Raw genomic sequence first — 14,460 nt, 5'->3', positions numbered from 1 at the left:
GCAGCCATCAACCGCTTCATCAAAGAGCACAACGAGGATCCGCGTCCCTTCGTCTGGAAAGCCGACCCCCACGACATCATCGCCGCTGTCAGGCGCGGGCACCAAACGTTGGAATCAATCCACTAGAGGAGAGCAGGTGCTTTCGGCCAGATATCCTGTCCGCTCCGGACTTCGCCCGGACTTCGTTTTCCTTCACGCCCTGCGCACACTCGGCCTTGCGGCCCTGTTCCTCCTCGCTGTCGTCGCAGCTCTTGGCGGCGCGCCGGCCCGGGCCGCTGCACAAGGGGAAGGCGAGGCCACCGTCGCCGCGCTCATGGAGGATCTGGCCGGACACACCCGCCAGGCCCAGGCCCTTCTCCAGCGCGCGCCCGACACCGATCAGACCGCACAGTTGCGCGCCCTGCGCGCCGATCTTGCCGCCGACCGCGACCGGGCCGTGGCGCTCGCCAACGACGGATCCCTCGACCTGCGCATTCTCGAAGCGCAGATCAAGGGTCTGGGCGGACCACCCGCCGAAGGCCAGAGCGAACCGAAAAGCGTGACCGAGGAACGCACCCGGCTGGAAGCTACGCTCAGTCGGCTGATGCGCCCCAAGCTGCGCCTGCAAGGCGCACAGGCCCGCGCCGCCGTTCTGGTCTCCGAGATCGACACACGCCTCGCCTCGCTGACCAAGCAGCGCCTCCTATCGCACGACGTGCCCCCCCCTTGACCCGCGCCAGTGGATTCGCGCGGGCGGTGAACTCATGGAAGCCTTCGCCACCGCGCAGGCCCGCACTCGTGAGTTCCGTCGGGAACAGGGCGAAGTGTCCATCGCAGGCATTATCGCGGTGAGCCTCGTCGTGATCATAGGCGTGCCCCTGCTCGGCCTGCTGGGCTGGAAGCGGCTGTCGGCCCTTGTCGACCGGCGCCGGGCACGGGGCCACCTCGATCACGAGCAAGCTTGCCTGGACCCTTGCCCTCGACGCCAGCGCGACCGTCGTCTTCGCCATCATTCTTGCCATCTGTGTCACCACCGCGCTCCTGATCCTCCTGCCGCTCATGCCCAAGGACATTGTCGAGGGTATCGTGCCCTCCCTCATCGGAGCGGGCGGCCTTATCGCGGTGGGACGCTGGCTGGGCCGGGGCGCGGTCCTCTCCCCTTTCCCTCAGCTGCGCCTGATCTCGCTTCCCGAAGAGGATGGTGAGAGCGCCAACCGCACGATCCAGCGCCTGACGATCCTGCTCGCGCTGATCTCGGTGCTCAGCAGCCTGGAGAACCACGGTGCGGTGGGGACCAATGTCTCCCACGTCCTGTCCGCTATCCTTGCCGTGATCGGCGCCTGGCTGCTGTGGCACCTCTCCAGCGCCTTCCAGAAGGCCCGAATCGAGGCCAACGCGCAGAAAAACGTGGCGTCCCACGAGGCCATCGACTTCGCCACCCCCATCTCACGCCTGATGCGCCTGTTCGGCGCGGCCTCGGTGCTCGCCGCGCTGGTGGGCTATGCGATGCTCGCCCGCTTCCTCTTCGCCTCGACGCTGATCAGCCTCGCGGTCATCGGCATCGCGATCTACTTCCACCGCTCGATCGCGCTGGTGACGGGGCTGCTCGCCACCGGAAAGCTCCACGCCTACCGCCGCGCGCTCCACTTCGTGCCGCTGGCGGCCGGTTTCCTCCTGACGCTATTGGTGCTCCCGATCATAGCCATGATCTGGGGTTTCAGCGGCGCGGAGATTTCGGACGGCATCCTGCTCTTGCGCAACGGCGTGGACCTTGGCGAGGTGCGCCTCTCGATCGGGGATGTGGCGACCTTTGCCGCGGTCTTTTTCCTGGGCTTCTTCATTACCCGCTGGCTGCAGCGCTTCCTCAAGGTGACCGTACTGCCCGAGTTCGCGATGGACGCGGGCGCCGAAGCCGCCCTGCTCACGTTTCTGGGTTACCTTGGCATCACGCTGGCAGCGCTGATCGCCATCGCCACAACCGGGCTCGATCTCTCCAATCTCGCCTTCGTGGCCGGCGCGCTCTCGGTGGGAGTGGGCTTTGGCCTGCAGTCGGTTGTCGAAAACTTCACCAGCGGCATCCTGCTCCTCGTCGAGCGTCCGGTGAAGGTCGGCGACTGGATCGAGGTCGGCGATAATTCGGGCATCGTGCGCAAGATCGCGGTGCGCTCGACCCATATAGAAACCTTCGACCGCCACCAGATCATAGTCCCCAATTCGCAGCTGATCGCGGGCGTGGTGAAGAACCGCAGCTTCTCGTCCGGCCCTTCGCGCGTGGTCGTGCCAATCGGGGTCGCCTACGGCACCGACCTCGAACGCGTGCGCGATGTCCTGCTCGACATCGCGGCTAAGGACGAGGGCGTTATGGCTTATCCCGAGCCGGTGGTGATCATGACCGGGTTCGGCGACAGCTCGCTTGACCTCAGGCTCCAGGCATTTGCCTCCGATGCCATCGAGGCTTTCCAGGCCGGCTCGCGCATGAACTTCACGATTGCACGCCGCTTCGCGCAAGAGGACATCGATATCCCCTTCCCGCAGCGCGACCTGCACGTGCGCACGGTGCCCGAAAATATGGCGCCACCGGGCGCAAGCCTGCCCGCCAGCTGACGCCGCCTAGAGCCAGAGCGCATGGTCGCGCGGAGAGCAAGGCTCGATCCGGTCGAATAGTTGCCCCCGTGGATCCACACCATGACCGGGCGCTTTTCCGTATCCGTCTTCGGCGTCCAGACATTGAGGTCGAAGCAATCCTCGCTCTCGACCGAAAGCGTGCCGGGCCAGGGATCAACCTTGCGCGGGGGCAGGAAACGCCCCTCGCCGCCGGTATCGGCCCCCTAGGGAATGCCCTTGAAGGTCGCGATGCCGTGTCTCTCGTAACCGCGCACTCGTCCGCCCCCCGGACAGGAGAAAAGCGGCGCCAAGGGCATGGCGGCGAGAGGGCATGTGCAAGCTTCTGGCATGGCCGAAAGGGTGTGCCCGCACGAAGGCGAAGGCGCTGTGACACATCCCTTTCTTCCGCCTCGAGCGCGCCGGGTCAGCGCCCGGCGAACCGTATATTCGCCCCTTGAACACGATCCGAACTTGCAGTTCGGGTGAGGCACCTCCTCCCCCTACCCATGGGCCACACGGCGCATCTGGCAACGGCAGGCACCGCGCAAATGCGGTTCACAAGAAACAGGGGGTAGTGGGCATGGCCCGTCATTACATCGTGCGTACGAGCGCGCTTCTTTCGAGTATCTGCACCGCCGCACTGCTGGCCAGCGCCCCGGGCACCGCGAGCGCACAGAGCGCCGAGAGCGCCCGGATCGCACCGGCCTCGGGCGACATCATCGTCACCGCGCGCCGCACTGAGGAGCGCCTACAGGACGTCCCGCTCTCGATCGCGGCGATCTCCTCGGAGGACATGGCCGAGAAGGGCGTGACCGACCTCCAGGACATCGCCAACTACACGCCGGGCCTGCGTTTCACCGACTTCCTGTCCAAGTTCAACGGCAACGCGGTCATCCGCGGCCTGTCGCAAACCAACGTGCAGAACGCGGTGGGCAACACCGGCGTATTCATCGACGGGATCTACCTGCAGCGCGGTTACATGGTCGATTCGCAGCTGGGCGATGTCCAGCGCATCGAGGTCGTGAAGGGCCCGCAGAGCGCGCTCTACGGCCAGAACACGTTCTCGGGCGCGATCAACTACGTACTCAATGAACCCACCGACGAACTGCACGCCAGCGGCCGGGCCTCGGTCGGCAACGGGGGCTATACCGACGTGCGCGCCGCCATTGGTGGTCCGATCGTGCCGGGCATCCTCTCGGGCCGGATCTACTACGCCACGGCCGACTTCGACGGCGTGTGGAAGAATAACTTTCCGGGTGCGGGTTCGAGCGGCATGGCCGACTTCGGCGGCTACCAGCGCCGCAACTTCTCCGCCTCGCTCAAGCTCACGCCGACCGACGGCATGGCGATCACCGGCACCTACTACCGCCTGACCCGCAACGAGAAGATCCGCGCCTTCTACACCATTGATGGGAACTTGCGCGAGGACCAGCTTAACTGCGGCGCGGTCGGCTCGAACGGCAGCCCCTACCTGTGGTGCGGCAACCTGCCGAGCAGCCCGGCGGGCAAGCGCTCGGGCGAGAACGCGGACCACTATCCCGACGGCCTCTTCGCCGCGCCCCAGCCGGGCATGCGCGCCAAGACCGAAATGTACCACGTCGCGGCCGAGTACGCCTTCTCGCCCGACTGGACCTTCAACTACGACTTCGGGCGCGTGCGCGGCGAGGGCATCGAGCAGTCGAGCTTTGCCAGCAACTCGTACTACCTCGATGAAAGCTCCTTCCGCCTGCCCGGCCAGTCGCCGACGTTCTCGATGCAGCGCGAGGCGGGGCTGATGAAGTACACCAGCCACGACGCGCGCCTCGCCTTCGAAAACGGCGGTCCCCTGACCTTCGACTTCGGCTACTTCCGCTCCAAGACCTCGGACGCCTTCCTCTTCGGCCTGCGCCTGGGCATGCAGCCGGGCGGCCCGGTCCTCAGCGACAACTGGGACCCGCTCGACGATGGCGGGGTGATCCTCTTCAACAACCGGCGCACCGACTACAAGATCGACTCGGCCTACGGCCGCGTCGGCCTCAAGCTCCTCGACGACCAGCTCACGCTCGGCGCCGAGGCGCGCTACACCCACACCGCGCTCTCCACCATCGACATGCAGACCCCCGATCTGCCCGCGCTGGAGGCCGACTACAACAACCTCACCCCGCGCTTCTCGATCCGCTACGAGCCCAGCATGGACATCATGTTCTACGCCAGCGCGGCCAAGGGCGTGAAGGCGGGCGGCTTCAACGGCTACGTCACCGGCTCGGTCGAACTGTTGCCCGAGGAACGCGCCTATGGCGAGGAAGTGAACTGGACCTACGAGATCGGCACCAAGGGCTCGCTGTTCAACAACCGCTTCAACTACTCGCTCGCGGCCTTCTACATCGACTGGCAGAAGCGCCAGATCAGCGCGCCGCCCGCAAACTACGTGCCCCCTGTCGATTCGACGCAAGGCGGCGGCGCGGTGCCCGGTGCCTACATCAGCGGCGGCTCGGCCGAATCCTACGGTGTGGAGCTGACCGCCAACTACCGCGTTTCGACGCCGCTCACGCTCAACGGCTCGTTCGCCTGGCAGCACGCGACGGCCAAGGACGGCGCGGTGGCACCCACCGCCAGCAGCACCTGCGATGACATCGTGTGCCGCACGGATGGCAACGTGGCGGGCAACTACCTCGGCAACGTGCCTCAGTTCCAGGGCACGTTCGGCTTCGACTACCGCACGCCGATCAACGATAGCCTCGACTTCTTCATGGGCGCCGACGAGATCTACCGTGGCAAGATGTACGTGGACGCGACCAATACCGCCTCGACTGCGGCCTACGTCCTCACCAACGCGCGCGTCGGTGTCAGCGCGGATCGCTGGAAGGGCTTCTTCTGGGTGAAGAACCTGCTCGATGAGAAATACGCCGAGGCTTCCTTCGTGGTGCCCTCGATCTTCCAGTACAACGTCAACCTGGGCGACCGCCGCACCTTCGGCGTGACCCTGACCTTCGACTACTGATCCCCCACGCAAGGGACCCGCGCCTTCCGCTGGAAAAGGCCCCCTGCCTTGCCCACGGCGGGCCGGGAGCCTTGCCTCTCCCACACATCCCCACCCCGACACAGGAGAGTGCGTGAAACTCCGCCGCTTGACCCGAATGGCCTTGTCAGGCCTCCTTCTGGCCGGCCTTGCCGCACCGCACCTTACCTCGGCCCACCCCCCTTCCGCTGCCGCCTGGCAGGCCGCGAAGGAGGCGATCTGGGCGCGCGAACTGGCGATCTACAACGGCCGTGCAAAGGGTGATCTGGCCATCTACCTCGCCAGCACGGCGCACGGCTACAAGGCCTGGCCGCCCTATGCGCCCCTTCCCAAGGGCAACGAAGGGCTGGAGGAAACCGGCCAGCGCATGGCCGGCAAGACGCAGGAAGCACTTGAGATGACCTTCCTTGATCTGGCCCTCCACGGCGATTTCGCGGTCATCTACTACCACACCCACCGCACCCGACTGGCCGATGGTACGCCTGTCGACGAGCGCTTCGAGGTCACCCACAGCTGGGTGCGCGAGAAGGGCGAATGGAAAATGCTGGGCGGCATGGCCCGCGTCCGGCCCGATCGCCCCGCTTACTCCGAGAATCCTTGAGACATTCCCCCATCCCCTGTCCTGTGGAGGCCTGCCGATGACATTTCTGACCCGCCTTGACGATGGCTCCCTCAAGGAAGGTTCCGCCCCAACCTTCGCGCTTTCGCAGCGCGGACGCGCCGGGCTGGAGATCCTGGGCGCGATCCAGATCTTCTCCTCGGGGACGCTGCGCCCGATGGCCGCCGCCAACTTCGAGGAGAACCCGCAAGGGCGCATGCTGGGAGAGGACCATGCCTCGCCCACCCCCGCCTTTTCCGAGCGCGAGCGCATCGCCAAGGCACGCACCGTGTGCGAGGGCGATGCGATCTACCGCCTCGAACGCTTCTTCCAGCGCTACGTCGCCGAGGAGAACTTCAATCGCGGCATCCCCGCCATCGAGGAACGGCGAGCCGAGTTCCTGGCCTACGACGCGGCGATGGCGCAAAGCTCGGATGAGACCTCATACGCAAGCTCGCTGACCTTGGCCGAAGATCTCGCCATTCCCGCCTGGTTCGCGCACATCGAGTGGCACCTGGAGCCGGGTGGCTGGGACGGTTACGACCTCTACGGCGCGCTCTTTGCCTTTGGCGTTGGCCCTTACGTCTTCAGCAAGGGCGGCTATGCGGCGGTCGGCATCGGCGATGACATCGTCGGCCAGCGCCTCACGACGATCCGGCAGTTCCCCAAGGACAGCTACGCACGCATCTACGAACCGGGCTGCGGCGGGGTCTCCACGCTCAAGGCCGTGCACAGCGTCTTTCCAGAGGCCGAACTGCATGGCGCGGACCTTTCTCCCCTACTGCTGAAGAACGGTGCGCGCATGGCCGCTCGCTTTGGCTTTCCGGTCCATCTCAAGCAGGCTGACTGCGCAACCGATACCGGGGAGGCCGACGCGAGTTTCGACGGGGTCATCACCTATGCCCTGCACCACGAGCTGCCGCCCAAGGCCAACCGTTCGCTCTTTGACGAGCTGTTCCGGATCATGAAACCGGGCGCGGACATCGTCATTTCCGACCCGCCCCCGTTCCGCGCGGTCTCGATGTTCCACGCCGTGATCCTCGACTGGGACACGCTCCACCGCGAAGAACCCTTCTTCTCGCCCGTCCTCCACGAGAGCCTCGATGCGATGCTCAAGGAGGCCGGTTTCGAAGCCGTGGAATCCTACGCTATCGGGCAGGACCAGTACCCCTGGATCACCCGCGCCCGCAAACCCGAGAGCATCGCTTTGGAGGCCCAGACATGAACACCCCCAAGACCGACACCGGCCCTGACTATCTGGGCCCCGAAAGCGTCACCGACGTCGCACGCATGGTCATGGCCCTGATGAGCGAGGTGTGGATCCAGCGCGACCGCCAGATCGTCACCGAATATCTGCTCGAGATGCAAGGGGCGGTCACGCGCCAGCAGATCGACGATTTTGTGCCCTCCGGCGATCTTGCCGAGCGCATCGCCGCCGAACGCCAGCGCTTTGCCAACCTCGTCGCCGGGGCGCCCATCGCGGCCACGCAGCGCAGTGTCTCCCAGATCCTCGAGCGCGCCGGGATGGACGTGCCCACGGCCCGCACGAACGGGACCTGAGGAGCGGGAAGGCGGACCATCACCTGTGACCCCACGCGGTGGAGACGCCGCTTACACAGGTCTGCCGTCCTGAAGCATTCCACGCACTTCGCCTTGCGCTGCCTGGATCCCGCGCCCATAGGAAGGGCCGATGACCGAGGCCAAGATCTCCCCCGGAACAGGGGCTTACCGCCGCCTTTGCGCGGCCATGCTGTTTGCCGGGCTGTCCACCTTCGCGCTTCTTTACTGCACCCAGCCGCTGCTGCCCCAGTTCAGCGCCGACTATGGCCTCAACGCCGAGGAGGCGAGCCTGGCCGTCTCGCTCGCGACAGGGCCGATGGCCTTCGTGCTGCTGGTTGCGGGCATGATCTCGGACCGCATCGGGCGGCGGGGCATGATGATCGGCTCGCTGCTGGGCGCCGCCGTCCTGACGGCCCCGCTCGGGCTTCTGCCCGGATGGCACAGCCTCCTGGCGCTGCGCCTCGTGAGCGGGATTGCTCTGGCAGGCGTTCCCGCGGTCGCCATGGCCTATATCAGCGAGGAAGTGGAGGACGCCGCCGTCGGGCGTGCGATGGGGCTTTATATCGCGGGTTCAGCCGTGGGCGGGATGAGCGGGCGCCTGCTCGTCAGCGTGCTTGCCGAATGGTGGGGCTGGCGAACGGCGCTGGGCGCGACGGGCCTTGCCGCGCTGGCCCTTGCACTCGTCTTCTGGCGCATCCTGCCCCGCTCGCGCCAGTTCACGCCGCGCCGCCAGTCGCTCACGGGCTATGCAAGGGGCTTTTCGAGCCTCTTTGCCGACACTGCGCTACCCTGGCTGTTCCTCGTCGCGTTCCTGCTCATGGGCGCCTTCATCTCGGTCTACAACTACGCGGGCTACCGCCTGCTGGCTGCGCCCTATGCGCTTTCGCAGGGCGAGGTTGGCCTCATTTTCCTTCTCTACCTGCTCGGCTCGGCAAGTTCCGCGCTGGCAGGCCATGTCTCTGGCAAGCTCGGCCCGCGCCGCGCGCTATGGCCGCCGCTCGTCCTCTTCCTCTTCGGGATCGCACTGACTTCGGCACAGGCTCTTCCCCTAGTGATCGCGGGGATCGGCGTGGTCACCGTGGCCTTCTTTGCCGCCCACGCGGTCGCCTCCTCGTGGGTCGGACGTCGCGCGCGCGAGGCGCGCGCGCAAGGCACCGCGAGCTACCTTTTCGGCTACTACATGGGATCGAGCGTTCTGGGCTCGGCGGGCGGTTACGCCTGGACCCACGCGGGCTGGGGCGGGGTAGCCCTGTTTGCCGGGAGCCTGATCGCGCTCGGCCTTGTCCTCGCGGTGCGCCTTGCCTTCGTCCAGCCGCTCGCGCCGGCCGTCTCGGGCGCGCCCAGGCCTGCGATCAACGCGGAATGAAGCGCATCGCCGCCCCGTTCATGCAATAGCGCTTGCCGGTGGGCTGCGGTCCGTCGTTGAAGACATGGCCCAGGTGCCCGCCACACCGCGCGCAGTGAACCTCGGTACGCGGATAGCCGATCTTGTGGTCGGTGGAGGTGCCAATGGCGCCGGGCAGCGGGCGCCAGAAACTCGGCCAGCCGGTGCGGCTGTCGTACTTGGTTGCCGAATCGAAGAGGTGATGGTCACACCCCGCGCAGGCGAAGATACCGCGTCGCTTTTCCTTGTCGAGCGGAGACGAACCCGCCCGCTCGGTCGCGCCTTCGCGCAGGATGCGGTACTGCAGCGGGGTCAGCCGCGCCTTCCACTGTGCCCTGGTAAGCTGTACCGGGTAGGTCTTCGCATCGGCCTCCTGCGCCCCGCAGGCGGCCAGAACACCGCTCGCCAGCGCGCTGCCCAGAAAGCCGAGCGCACGCCTGCGGCCAGCATCGAAGCCACCCGAAGGTCGCCTTGCGGAACGGATCTGCGCCATGCTCTCTCCCCAATCGCGCGGAAGCCGCCACCCCGCTCCCGCCTGTGATTCGCAAGAGGGAAGACTACACCTTCGCGCCTGCCTTGCGCATGAACAGCGAGCGACGCGCCTTCTTCACCCCCGCAGGGCCCGACTTCATCACCCGCTTGCGGAAAAGCGCCGAGCCCAGCCGTACGAGTAGCAGCACCCAGGCGCACTGCGCCAGCACCGCCGGGATATGAGGCAGAAGCGCCGGGTCCTGCGCCGCGCGGGCGAGCATCGCAAAGGGCGCACTGAAGGGGAAGATAAGCGCAAAGTACTCGATTGCCGTGCCCGGCTGCGTCATCGCATAGCTGGCGAGAAAGAATACCAGCAACTGCACCATCGTCACCGGCATCGAGAGCGTCTGCACCTCGCGCACGGTTGTCGCCAGCGAGCCTACAGCCAGGAACACCGAGCCCAGCAGCAGGTAGGCCGTAGCGAAGTAAACCACACCCAGGACTACCAGCATCGGCCAGCCGACTGCCGGCGTGGTCAGCGTGGGCAGCACCGAACTGCCTGCCAGAAGCACCGCGCCCACGGTCGCGCCCCAAGTCGCGATACCGACCAGCGAAACGCCGAGCATGGCGAACAGCTTGCCCATGAAGACCGCCTCCATGGGAATTGCAGCGGCTAGCACCTCGATGATCTTGTTGCCCTTTTCCTCGACGAGGTTGGAGAGAACCATGCCCGCAAGCATCATCGTCAGAAGGAACAGCAGCGTCTGTGCGCCTTGCGCGGTGGTGAGGCGCCCGCGTCGCTCGGTCGCGCTGCTCGAGGTGGTGGTTTCCAGACGAACCTTGGGCCAGGGCGCGAGTTCACCCGCCTGCGCCTGCGCGGCGACCATCGCGACCGGGCCGCGCCAACTCTCGATTCGCGTGCGCGGCCCCGTCAGCTCCGGCGCCTCGGCAGTCCCGGAAAGGATCGCGGCAATATTGGCCGCACGGCCTTCCAGGGCGCTGCGCGGTTCATAGTCCTCCCCCTTGGCCAAGGCGTGCACCAGCGTCATGCGTGGCACGCTCTCGCCCAACCGCGCAGCCAAAGCCTCGCGCGCGGCAAGGATGCGGCGCGCGTCGGCCTCGGCCATGACAAGGCCGATCTCGGGGCTCTGGGCGGTCTGCTGCACGCGCTGGCCGACCGAGCCTGCCAGGATTCCGACGAGGACCGGGAACAGCGGTCCCAAGAGGAAGAAGAAGAAGGCTCGGCTGAACAGGATCGCCACGAAGTCACGCCGGGCGATTACCCAGGCCGCCGACAGCATGGACAGGCGGCCCGAGTGGCCTGGCTCTCGCATATCACTCACGAGCCGGTTTCCTCTGGCGCGTCCTGCCCCATCGCGCGCGCCGCCGCCTCGCCGGCGATGGCGACGAAGGCGTCGTGGAGGCCCGCCCGCTCGATCGAGAGCGAGAGGATGCCCGCCTCGCCTTCGATCAGCGCGCGCAGCAGGGGCTCGATACCGCTTTCGGGCAACGGGAAATACCAGAATCGTCCTTCACGCCGGGCATCGGCAGGAAGCGCGGCGCGCCAGGCGCCCTCACGCGCCCGCGTCTCCAGGCGGACCTGCGCCGGGATACGGTCGCGCGCGACGTCGACCGAGCCTGCGAAGGGCACCTGGCCGCCTGCGATGATCGCGACCTCGTCGCACAGACGCTCGGCATGCGCGATAACGTGGGTGGAGAAGATGACGGTGGTCCCCTCTGCGGCGAGATCGCGCATCATCGCCTCGAGCCGCCCCTGGTTGAGCGCATCGAGACCGGAGAAGGGTTCATCGAAAATGACCAGGCGGGGGCGATGGACAAGCGTGCCCAGGATCTGAACCTGCTGCGCCATACCCTTGGAAAGCTGGCGGATCTGGCGGTCGGCCGCGTGGCCAAGGCCATGGCGTTCCAGCAGCTCGCGCCCGCGCCTGCGCCCCTCCTTCAAGGGAAGACCGCGCAGCGCGCCCAGGAACGCGATGGCCTCGACCGCCTTCATCGCGGGGTAGAGCCCGCGCTCCTCGGGCAGGTAGCCGATGGTGTGCGCCACCTCGTGCGGCCGGTCGTGGCCCAGGATCCTGCGCACGCCCGCATCGGGATCGATGATGCCCAGAACCATGCGCAAGGTCGTGGTCTTGCCCGCTCCGTTGGGCCCGAGAATGCCATAGACCGCGCCTTCCGGCACCGAGAGATTAACCCCGTCGACCGCGCGCGTGCCATCGAAGCTCTTGATCAGCCCGCGCGCCTCGATCGCTAGAGCACGCGCAGGGTCCGGGGACACGGGTGCCTTAGCAGCACTCTCCCGCGATGGCGCATTGCCCGTCATGGGCCTATCTCCTAGTGCACACTCCATATCGACCCCGTTATCTTCGTGCGCGCGCTGCGGCGTGTGAACCCCGTCCATGGAGCCGTCTTGGTTAAGACCGTCCTAAGTGCCCTTCGAGAAGACCTTGAAAAGGAAGCGCGTTCGCTGGGCTTCTGCGCCTTCGGCATTGCCGATGCAGAGGAAGACCCTGAACGCGCCGCGCGACTCGAAGCCTGGCTGGAGGCCGACATGCACGGCACGATGGGCTGGATGGCCGAGCGTGCCCATCACCGCCGCTCGCCACAAGGCCTCTGGAACGAGGCGCAGCGTGTCATCGCCCTTGGCATGAGCTACGCCCCCGCACACGACCCGCTGGCGCTGGCGGACGATCCCGAGCGCGCGCGCATCTCGGTCTATGCACAAGGCGCGGACTACCACGACACAGTCAAGAAGGCGCTCAAGCACCTGGCACGCTGGCTTGTCGCGGAGGCGGACAAGCGCGGCCTTGGCGAAGCGGGCGTCAAGGTCTTCACCGACACTGCGCCCGTCATGGAAAAGCCGCTAGGCGCGGCCGCCGGGCTTGGCTGGCAGGGCAAGCACACCAACCTCGTCAGCCGCAAGCACGGCTCCTGGCTGTTCCTGGGCGAGATCTACACCACGCTTGCGCTCCCGCTCTCAACGCCTGCGCGCGATGCCTGCGGGTCGTGTCGCGCCTGCCAGGACGCCTGCCCGACCGACGCCTTCCCTGCGCCCTACCAGCTCGATGCCCGGCGCTGCATCAGTTATCTCACCATCGAGCACAAGGGCCCGGTGCCCGAGAATCTGCGCGAAGGGCTGGGCAACCGCATCTACGGCTGCGACGATTGCCTGGCGGTGTGCCCCTGGAACAAGTTCGCCCAGAGCGCCCACACGATGAAGCCCTTCCTGCCGCGCGCGGAGCTGACCGCGCCCGATCTCGCCGATCTGCTCACGCTCGATGACGCGGGCTTTCGCAAGCTGTTCTCTGGCTCGCCAATCAAGCGCGTAGGACGCAGCCGGTTCCTGCGCAACTGCCTCTATGCGGCGGGCAACAGCGGGTGGAGCGCCCTTCTCCCACAAGTCGAAGCGCTGCGCACGGACGCCGATGACGTGGTGGCCGAAGCCGCCGATTGGGCATTCCATCGCCTCACCGGGTGAACCCTGCGCTCAGGCTTCGGGCGCGGCGACCTCGCCGCGATCGCGGTCCCGGCTTTCGGCCGCGACGTACCAGCCATCCCACTGCGAGAACTGGCGAAACACCCGCATGTAGCCCTGGGCCGCAAGCAGTGCGTCGATCGCCGCCTCATTCTTCGGATTGGTTTCGACCGAGATCGACCGGAAACGGTGGCGAAAGCTGTAGGCGGAAAGGATATCGAGTTCGCTGCCCTCGGTGTCGACCGACATGTAGTCGATGACAGGCGGCGCCTGGTAGGTCTCCAGCAGGTCGTCGAGAGAGAGCGTCTCCACCTCTATCTGCGCGGCCCTGCTGCGCAGATCCGCGAAGTGATCGCCATCGGAAAAGGCGGCGATACCGCTCAATTCGGGATCATCCTCGTCGGTGGTGAGGAACGCGACCCTCTCGCCTGAGCGCGAGGACACGCAGCGGTGCTCGATTCTGGCAGCACGATTGGCGGCAAGATCCCCGTGCCAGATGGGATTTGGCTCAGCGAGAATGCCCGACCAGCCCAGCTCGTGTTCCAGCAGCCAGGTGTTCGAGTTCTTCAATCCGTTGGTCGCACCGAACTCGACGAAGAACCCCTCACGCTTCTCGCCCAGTTCATAGCAGACCCACAGGTCCTGCATGATCTGCGATTTCGAGCGTTCGCGCCGCGCCATGCAGTAGGCCAGGAACTGCAGGTCCGCACTCGCCACCAGGTCGCGCACTTCCGGGCGATGCAGCCGGATCGCGTTGAAGGCCATTCTCTGCAGCGCCTCGCGTGATCCGAGCGTACGAACCACCGACGCGGCTTTCGAAAGTAGAATCCGCCTCACAACACCTCCCCTAAGACCTGTTCGCCCAAAGAGATTATATCTACTCAAATATTCATCGCATGTAACAATAAATCTACATGACAGCTGAAATAATAAAAATTGAATGAAGCGCTCAATACAGATACACTTTTAGTGTCTTGTTCAAAATTATCGGTTTGTGTTTCATGACCTTGCAATGCACCGGGTGAAGAGCTGGATCGAGGCGATGAGGAGCCATGCGGTTGCAGACGCAATAGTCTGCTCGAAGTCTTTTGCGAGCCGTCGGTTCCGGTTCAGCCATGCCAGCGTTCGCTCGACGCCCCAGCGCCGGGCCCAGCGCCGGGGCTGCACCTCGAAACCTTTCGCGGCATCGGACTTCTTGATGATCTCGATGGTCCATTTGCCAAGGCAAACCGCCGCGCAGTAGGTAAAGGATCGCCTCAACAATGCGCCGCAACGGCCATTTGCGAGGTCGCCCAGCATGTGACGCAGGTGGCAGCAGGGCTCCAGAACCGCCCACTCGGCATCGCGCATATCACTTGGCAATGCCAGCCCGC

The 14,460-nt window shown here is 66.0% G+C and carries 13 protein-coding genes and 3 pseudogenes; 9 read left to right on the top strand and 7 right to left on the bottom strand.

Annotation, left to right across the window (positions count from 1 at the left end; genetic code table 11):
• The 3 genes and pseudogenes from FMM79_RS09185 to FMM79_RS09175 form a co-directional block, all read left to right on the top strand.
• Positions 1–126, top strand: a pseudogene (locus tag FMM79_RS09185) (IS630 family transposase); the annotation flags it as partial.
• A 10-nt stretch (positions 127–136) separates the two neighbouring features.
• The gene (locus FMM79_RS09180; RefSeq protein WP_148627203.1) at positions 137–709 is read left to right on the top strand and encodes a hypothetical protein; all 573 of its coding nucleotides are present in this window, start codon (positions 137–139) and stop codon (positions 707–709) included.
• 185 nt (positions 710–894) lie between these two features.
• Positions 895–2,583, top strand: a complete 1,689-nt coding sequence (locus FMM79_RS09175) for a mechanosensitive ion channel family protein (protein WP_148627202.1) — start codon at positions 895–897, stop codon at positions 2,581–2,583.
• Positions 2,584–2,636: 53 nt separating this feature from the next.
• Here the strand turns inward: FMM79_RS09175 and FMM79_RS21600 are convergent.
• Positions 2,637–2,777, bottom strand: a pseudogene (locus tag FMM79_RS21600) (carboxylesterase family protein); the annotation flags it as partial.
• Between the two features lie 386 nt (positions 2,778–3,163).
• On the opposite strand from FMM79_RS21600, the gene FMM79_RS09165 reads away from it, so the two are divergent.
• The 5 genes from FMM79_RS09165 (at position 3,164) to FMM79_RS09145 (ending at position 9,105) form a co-directional block, all read left to right on the top strand.
• Positions 3,164–5,563: a TonB-dependent receptor gene (locus FMM79_RS09165; protein WP_148627201.1), complete on the top strand. Its 2,400-nt coding sequence runs from the start codon at positions 3,164–3,166 to the stop codon at positions 5,561–5,563.
• A gap of 112 nt (positions 5,564–5,675) precedes the next feature.
• Complete coding sequence (locus FMM79_RS09160) at positions 5,676–6,182, top strand: DUF4440 domain-containing protein (protein ID WP_148627200.1); 507 nt, start codon at positions 5,676–5,678, stop codon at positions 6,180–6,182.
• A gap of 37 nt (positions 6,183–6,219) precedes the next feature.
• A complete protein-coding gene (locus FMM79_RS09155; RefSeq protein ID WP_162528468.1) occupies positions 6,220–7,404 on the top strand; it encodes a class I SAM-dependent methyltransferase in 1,185 nt (394 codons plus the stop codon).
• Positions 7,401–7,739 (top strand): hypothetical protein, encoded by a 339-nt coding sequence (locus FMM79_RS09150; protein WP_148627198.1) that lies wholly within the window; start codon positions 7,401–7,403, stop codon positions 7,737–7,739. Before FMM79_RS09155 ends, FMM79_RS09150 begins: the two co-directional genes overlap by 4 nt.
• 130 nt (positions 7,740–7,869) lie before the next feature.
• Positions 7,870–9,105 (top strand): MFS transporter, encoded by a 1,236-nt coding sequence (locus FMM79_RS09145; RefSeq protein WP_148627197.1) that lies wholly within the window; start codon positions 7,870–7,872, stop codon positions 9,103–9,105.
• Here FMM79_RS09145 and msrB read toward each other — a convergent pair.
• The 3 genes from msrB to FMM79_RS09130 all read right to left on the bottom strand — a co-directional run bounded on the left by msrB (position 9,092) and on the right by FMM79_RS09130 (position 11,962).
• Complete coding sequence (gene msrB / locus FMM79_RS09140) at positions 9,092–9,616, bottom strand: peptide-methionine (R)-S-oxide reductase MsrB (protein WP_148627196.1); 525 nt, start codon at positions 9,614–9,616, stop codon at positions 9,092–9,094. The genes FMM79_RS09145 and msrB overlap by 14 nt on opposite strands.
• A 64-nt stretch (positions 9,617–9,680) precedes the next feature.
• Complete coding sequence (locus FMM79_RS09135) at positions 9,681–10,928, bottom strand: ABC transporter permease (RefSeq protein ID WP_148627211.1); 1,248 nt, start codon at positions 10,926–10,928, stop codon at positions 9,681–9,683.
• A gap of 5 nt (positions 10,929–10,933) precedes the next feature.
• On the bottom strand, positions 10,934–11,962 hold the full coding sequence (locus tag FMM79_RS09130; RefSeq protein ID WP_148627210.1) for an ABC transporter ATP-binding protein: 1,029 nt from the start codon (positions 11,960–11,962) through the stop codon (positions 10,934–10,936).
• 60 nt (positions 11,963–12,022) lie between these two features.
• Here FMM79_RS09130 and queG point away from each other — a divergent pair, with 60 nt between their 5' ends.
• On the top strand, positions 12,023–13,090 hold the full coding sequence (gene queG, locus FMM79_RS09125; RefSeq protein ID WP_148627195.1) for a tRNA epoxyqueuosine(34) reductase QueG: 1,068 nt from the start codon (positions 12,023–12,025) through the stop codon (positions 13,088–13,090).
• Between the two features lie 9 nt (positions 13,091–13,099).
• Here the strand turns inward: queG and FMM79_RS09120 are convergent, their stop codons facing one another.
• The 3 genes and pseudogenes from FMM79_RS09120 to FMM79_RS22250 all read right to left on the bottom strand — a co-directional run.
• Positions 13,100–13,891 (bottom strand): FkbM family methyltransferase, encoded by a 792-nt coding sequence (locus FMM79_RS09120; RefSeq protein ID WP_205466581.1) that lies wholly within the window; start codon positions 13,889–13,891, stop codon positions 13,100–13,102.
• Positions 13,892–14,086: 195 nt separating this feature from the next.
• Positions 14,087–14,347: a transposase gene (locus FMM79_RS22255; protein WP_371710890.1), complete on the bottom strand. Its 261-nt coding sequence runs from the start codon at positions 14,345–14,347 to the stop codon at positions 14,087–14,089.
• Positions 14,316–14,423, bottom strand: a pseudogene (locus FMM79_RS22250) (hypothetical protein); the annotation flags it as partial. The pseudogene FMM79_RS22250 and the gene FMM79_RS22255, both read right to left, overlap by 32 nt.
• Positions 14,424–14,460: the final 37 nt, after the last annotated feature.

The sequence above is a fragment of the Novosphingobium sp. BW1 genome, from assembly GCF_008107685.1.
GTDB lineage: Bacteria > Pseudomonadota > Alphaproteobacteria > Sphingomonadales > Sphingomonadaceae > Novosphingobium.
Note: the sequence above shows the minus strand (reverse complement) of the source record. Positions and strands in the feature narration are given on the sequence as shown.

Coding starts and splice junctions, on each gene's coding strand:
- FMM79_RS09165 (WP_148627201.1), top strand. CDS start 3,164: ATGGCCCGTCATTACATCGTGCGTACGAGCGCGCTTCTTTCGAGTATC.
- FMM79_RS09155 (WP_162528468.1), top strand. CDS start 6,220: ATGACATTTCTGACCCGCCTTGACGATGGCTCCCTCAAGGAAGGTTCC.
- FMM79_RS09150 (WP_148627198.1), top strand. CDS start 7,401: ATGAACACCCCCAAGACCGACACCGGCCCTGACTATCTGGGCCCCGAA.
- FMM79_RS09145 (WP_148627197.1), top strand. CDS start 7,870: ATGACCGAGGCCAAGATCTCCCCCGGAACAGGGGCTTACCGCCGCCTT.
- msrB (WP_148627196.1), bottom strand. CDS start 9,616: ATGGCGCAGATCCGTTCCGCAAGGCGACCTTCGGGTGGCTTCGATGCT.
- FMM79_RS09135 (WP_148627211.1), bottom strand. CDS start 10,928: ATGCGAGAGCCAGGCCACTCGGGCCGCCTGTCCATGCTGTCGGCGGCC.
- FMM79_RS09130 (WP_148627210.1), bottom strand. CDS start 11,962: ATGGAGTGTGCACTAGGAGATAGGCCCATGACGGGCAATGCGCCATCG.